General features: G+C 52.6%; 1 protein-coding gene. It reads right to left on the bottom strand.

The genetic code is table 11. The features are described 5' to 3' along the window. Nucleotides 1-6,028 (bottom strand): non-ribosomal peptide synthetase (locus MMB75_RS25810; protein WP_277511598.1); only part of this gene is annotated, 6,028 nt, incomplete at both ends.

Genomic DNA, 6,028 nt, shown 5'->3' with positions numbered 1-6,028 from the left:
TTGCGGCCTGACGATCCTGCTGTTCCAGCCATTCGATATATTGACTGTACGGCGTGACAGGGGCCAGTTCCGGTTGTTTATGAGCCAGAATCGCAAAATAACTCGCAAACACTTCGTTTGTCACCAGCGACAAGCACCAGCCGTCCATCACGATATGATGGAAGCTCCATACAAAACGGTACGATTCCTCACCTGTGCGCAACACAGCGACACGCATCAAGGCGTCTTTTGCCAGATCAAAGCCTCTTTGCTTGTCTTTATGTGTAAATTCGAGGATGTACTCGTTTTGCTGCTCTTCCTCCATATCCCGCAGATCCTCAACATACAGTTCACTGCGCTTATTCCGGTACACGACCTGAAGCGGTTCATCCTTCCAGCCACTGTAGAAGTTCGTACGCAGTACCGTATGCCGCTGCACCAAGACATCCAGACTGGCCGCAAATGCAGCGATATTAAAATGCCCTCGCAGATTAAAGGATGCCTGTTCAAAATACGCTCCCGATTGCGAATCCATCAGATTGTAAAAGAGCATCCCCTTTTGCATTGGCGTCAGTACGTATACATTTTCCAGCTCACCAATATGTGCCGCCTGTTCCGCAATCTGTTCCAGCTCTCCAGTCGTTAAGCCTTTGAAGGATACATCACTTGGCGTCAGTTCCGGTTGTTCCTGAGCGGTGCAATGCGCAATGATCTCTTGCAAAGCGGATTGCAGCAGTCCCGCCACACGCTCCAGCGTTTCTTTACGATACTGCTTACGGCTGTAAGCAATTGTCAAACGCAGCGTGCCTTCCGAGATCATCGCGTTTAAATCCAGCGTGTACGGCAAGCGGGAATGGGCATCCTCTGTCTCCCCTGCATGGTAGGACGACAACGTGATTCCACTGTTTTGCAGATCCTGATCCACCTGCCCCAAGTAGTTAAAGCTGATTTCCGGTTCGGCTGCAATCGCACGGTCATTCGATCTGGACCCAGAGGACAGGTAACGCCAAATGCCATAGGTCAGCCCTTTATGCGGAATCCGGCGCAAGCCTTCCTTGGTTTCTTTAATCCGCTGAGCCAGTGTCATTTCCTTGCTGGTCTCCAGCAACACCGGATACAAGCTCGTAAACCAGCCGATCGTACGCGTAATATCCACCTCTGGCAGGATCGTTTCCCGGCCGTGTCCCTCCAGATTCACCAGCACATGGCCTGCGCCTGTCCAGTTGTGCAGCGCGAGTCCCAGCGCGGTCAGCAGCAAATCATTGACCTCGGTGTTGTAGGCGCGATGAGCCTGCTTCAGCAGTTGCTCGGTTTCAGCTTCGCTCCACGCTACGGTCAGCACTTCGCTGTCTGCGTTTAAGGAGCCCTCGTAGGCAAAATCCTTAGGCAGCGGCGCAGCTTCCGCTTTGGCCTGTTCCAGCTGCTTCCAATACGACGCATCCGAGGCAGCCTCAGGACGATTGGCGTAAGAAGATAACTCCTGTGCCCAAGTTTGGAAGGAATCTGTTTTATACGGCAATCGTACGGGCTCGCCCTGGATCGCCTGCTCGTAGCCTGTCGAGAAATCTTCGAACAGAATCCGCCACGACACTGCGTCCACCACCAAATGGTGAATGGCGATCAGTAGATGGTCGCCCTCAGTGGTACGGAACCATCCCAGCTTCACCAACGGTCCTGCGGACAGGTCCATGCTGCTTTGGATTTCCGTTGCCTTCACTTCCAGCGCTTCCGCATAGTTTTCCTGTTTACGGTAGTCCACCGTTTCCAGCGTATACAGCGTGCCTTCCTCTACACCGCGTGTCCAAGCCGTATAACCAGCGGAAGTCTGACGGAAGACCATACGTAGCGCATCATGATGCTTCACGAGGTGATCCATCACTTGACGAATCGCCGTCTCCTCAAAGCCCTCAGCGCGATAGAGCATGACCGCCTGATTAAAGTGCTGCGGACGCTCGCGCTCCTGCGCAAAGAACCAATGCTGGATCGGAAGTAGCGCCGTTTCCCCGCTCACTTCTTCTTGATCTGCCATACGACAGACCTCATGCATATGCGGTGCCAGGGCTGCAACTGTCGGATATTGGAACAAATCCTTCATGTCCAGCTTATAGCCGGCCTGGAACGCACGGGATGCGATTTGGATCGCTTTGATCGAATCGCCGCCCAGATCAAAGAAATTGTCCAAAATACCGACCGTCTGTAGTCCCAGTACGGACTGCCAGACCGCGACCAACGCGCGTTCTTGCGCCGTACGCGGCTCGGCATAATCGGCTCCGGTTTGCAGGCTGCCTTCCGGTGCTGGCAATGCCTTGCGGTCGATTTTGCCATTAGGGCTCAGCGGCATTTGCTCCAGCTGTACAAAGTACGATGGGATCATGTAGCTTGGCAATTCTCGGCCCAGCTCACTTCTTAGCTCGCTGGCTCCGATTTCTTTTCCGGCGACATAGTAGGCGACCATTTGTTTTTGACCCGTTTCATCCGTACGAGCCATAACGACCGCTTCTCGTACCGATTCCACTTGGAGCAGCTGCGTTTCGACCTCGCCCAGCTCAATCCGGTACCCCCGGATTTTCACCTGATGGTCGATCCGGCCCAGATACTCAATGTTGCCGTCTGGCATCCATCTCGCCAAATCGCCGGTGCGGTACATCCGTTCATACCCGGTTTCCCCACTGGCAAACGGATCTTTCACAAATTTCTCGGCCGTCAGCTCCGGACGGTTCAGGTAACCGCGGGCTACGCCGACACCGCCGATGCACAGCTCCCCTGCAACCCCAATCGGCTGCAATTGCTCCGTGCCTTCCTTGACGATGTAGAGACGAATGTTTTGAATCGGTTTCCCGATCGGGATCACTGCATATTCCTCTGACGGCTCGCAATCGAAGTACGACACGTCCACCGTCGCTTCGGTTGGTCCATACAGGTTGACCAGCTTCGCTCCAGCCAGGCTCGACACAAGCCGCTGGAACCGCGCCACATGCTGTGGCGGCAACGCTTCGCCGCTGGCAAAGACATGGCGCAGCGTGCCCAGCTTCGCTTGCATCACATCTCGTGGCTGCTGCTCCACATACTCCAGGAATGCATGCAGCATGGCGGGCACAAAGTGCATCGTGGTTACACCATCGTGTGCAATCGTGTCGACGATGTCTTCCGGGTTCTTTTCCCCGCCCACGGACAACAGGCTTACCTTCGAGCCGACCATTGACCACCAGAACAACTCCCACACCGACACATCGAAGGTGAAGGCGGTCTTTTGCAGAATCGTATCTTCTGCACTCAAGCCGTAGCGATTATGCATCCACAAAATCCGGTTCAGCACGGAATGGTGCTCTACCATTACGCCCTTCGGTTTTCCCGTCGAACCGGACGTATAGATGACGTACGCAACATGACGCGGCCCGGCCAGTGGCTCCAGATTCGAGCCATCTTCGTGATAAATGTCCTTGTCATCCTGCTCCTGACGATCCAGCACCAGCACCTGACCATCGAAGCTCAGCGATGCTTGCTCCGCCAGATGCAATTGCGTCAGCACCAGCTTCGCGCCTGAGTCCTCCAGCATAAAGCGGATGCGGTCTGCTGGGTATTCCGGATCAATTGGCACATAGGCTCCGCCGGCCTTGAGGATCGCATAGATGCCCACGATCATGTCCAGTGAACGGTGAACCAGAATACCCACAGGCTGATCTGGTTTAACCCCTTCCGAACGCAAGGTGCGTGCGAGACGGTTCGCTCGCTCGTTTAGCTCAAGGTAGGTCAACGATGCCGCTCCGCACAACACCGCCACTTGCTCCGGCGTGTTCGCGGCCTGCTGCTCAAACAGACTGCTTAGCGTTTGATCCTGCGGATAGGTTGCTGCCGTATCTCCCCATACCTGTACGATTTGCGCCTGTTCTTCCGGCGTTACCAATGCCAGCTCATCCACACGGATATGCGGATTCTCCACGATTTGTCCGATGACGTGGTCGATATGACCATAGATACGCTCCATTGCAGACCGGTTATACACCAGCGCATTGTACTCAAGTAGGATAGAGATATCCTCATCAGGCACGACAATCAGGTTAAAATCGTAGTTGGTTTGCTCTGTAAGTTCCACATTAGCAATGGAGAAGCCTGTGTGTGCGTCCGCTTCGCCGGAACCGCCCATCTGCTTCATCTGCTGCCCGATGGGATAGTTTTCAAAGACCATGATGTGATTGATCAGGTCTTGTTTTTGTTCAGTCCGTGCCTGAATGTCGTAGAGCGGGAACGTGTCATAGACACTGGAGGCCAAAGCCTGTTCCTGCGTACGCTGCAATACGTCAGCAAATGTAGCATCCGGTGCACTGCATATGCGTACCGGAATCGTGTTGATAAACAAACCGATCATGCTCTCCACACCTGCAATTTCTGCCGGACGACCGGATACCACACTACCAAACACAACATCCTGATGATTATTGTATTTCTGTAAAATAACGCCCCAAACGCTTTGCAGCAATGTGTTAATCGTGACATGTTGTTGCTTGGCCATTTGATTTAAGGCGGCACTTCGTTCTTTGCCCAACATCAATGGCAGCTTTTCCAAAACATAGCCGGGATTCGAACTTTGACCGCTTCGGTTGGTATCTTCATCCCGTTCTACTACAGAAACTTGCGCATTCTCACCAGGCAACAAGGTTTGCTGCTCAAAACCTGCCAAATAGTCACTCCAATAACGAGATGCTTCCTGTGCATCTTGGTGTTCCAACCATTCGATATAGTCACTATACGGCTTGACAGGTGCAAGCGCTGGCTGCTTGTTCTCCAGCAAGGCAGCATATGCACCAAACACTTCGTCCGTCATCAGGGACAGGCACCAGCCATCCATTACGATATGATGGAAGCTCCATACAAAACGATATGAGCGATCACCCGTGCGGAAGACAGCTACGCGCATGAGCGCATCTTTGTTTAAATCAAAGCCTCTGGCTTTATCCTGAGACACAAATTCAGCTACAGTCTGTTCACACCCTCTGACATCTTCATAACGGAAGCTCGAATCTTTATGACGATAGACGATTTGTAAGGGTTGACCATGCCAGCCACTGTAGAAATTCGTCCGTAATATCGCATGGCGACTAACCAGCAGCTTTAGGCTTTCCTCGAATATGGACGGTGCAAAGTGGCCCTCAAGATCAAAGGTTGCCTGCTCAAAATACACGCCTGTTTCTGCATTCATCAGACTGTGGAACAGCATCCCCTTTTGCATGGGGGTCAATGGGTACACATTTTCCAATTCCCCAACCGTCTTGGTCTGTTCCTTAATCGTATCGAATTGCTCCAGAGTCAGACCTTTAAACAGTACATCACTTGGAGTCAATTCGGTCCGCTCCCGTGTCACACAATGCTCGATCACTTCAAGCAGATTGGATTTCAACAGATCAGCCAGCATTTGGACCGTATCTTTACGGAAGGCTTTGCCGTTATACTGAATGTCGAGTTCCAGGATGCCGTTCGTGACGATTCCGCTCACATCGAGCGCATATTTCATCTTCGTCCGGTCACTCACGACCGATCCCATCGAGTAAGGAGACATGCGGATATCGCTGTTTGGCAAGTCTTGATCAAACTGTCCGAGATAGTTAAAGCTTACTTGTGGCTCGGCAAAAGCTTGATGTTGACCAAGGTTCAGTACATCTGCTTGCTGAATCGCTTGACCAGATTCACTCCAATATCTCCAGATTCCGTAGCCCATTCCCTTATTCGGAATCTGACGCAGGCTCTCTTTGACCTGTTTGATTCGATCCGACAAAGCATGACCACGACCGATATCCAGCAGCACCGGATATGGACTCGTAAACCAGCCTACCGTACGAGAAATGTCCGTATCCGGCAAAATGTTCTCACGTCCGTGTCCCTCTAGGTTGATCAGGCTACGTTCATGACCGGTCCACGTGTACAGCATCATGCCTAGTGCAGTCAGCAGCAAATCGTTCACTTCCGTGTTGTACGCGCGGTGTGCTTGCTTCAATAGTGTTCCTGTCTCTTCTTCCGTAAGCTGGAAGACCACGGTATCCGTGTCAGCCAAGGT

The organism is Paenibacillus sp. P2(2022) (genome assembly GCF_029522175.1).
Lineage (GTDB): Bacteria > Bacillota > Bacilli > Paenibacillales > Paenibacillaceae > Paenibacillus > Paenibacillus polymyxa.
This window is presented reverse-complemented; position numbering and strand designations above follow the sequence as displayed.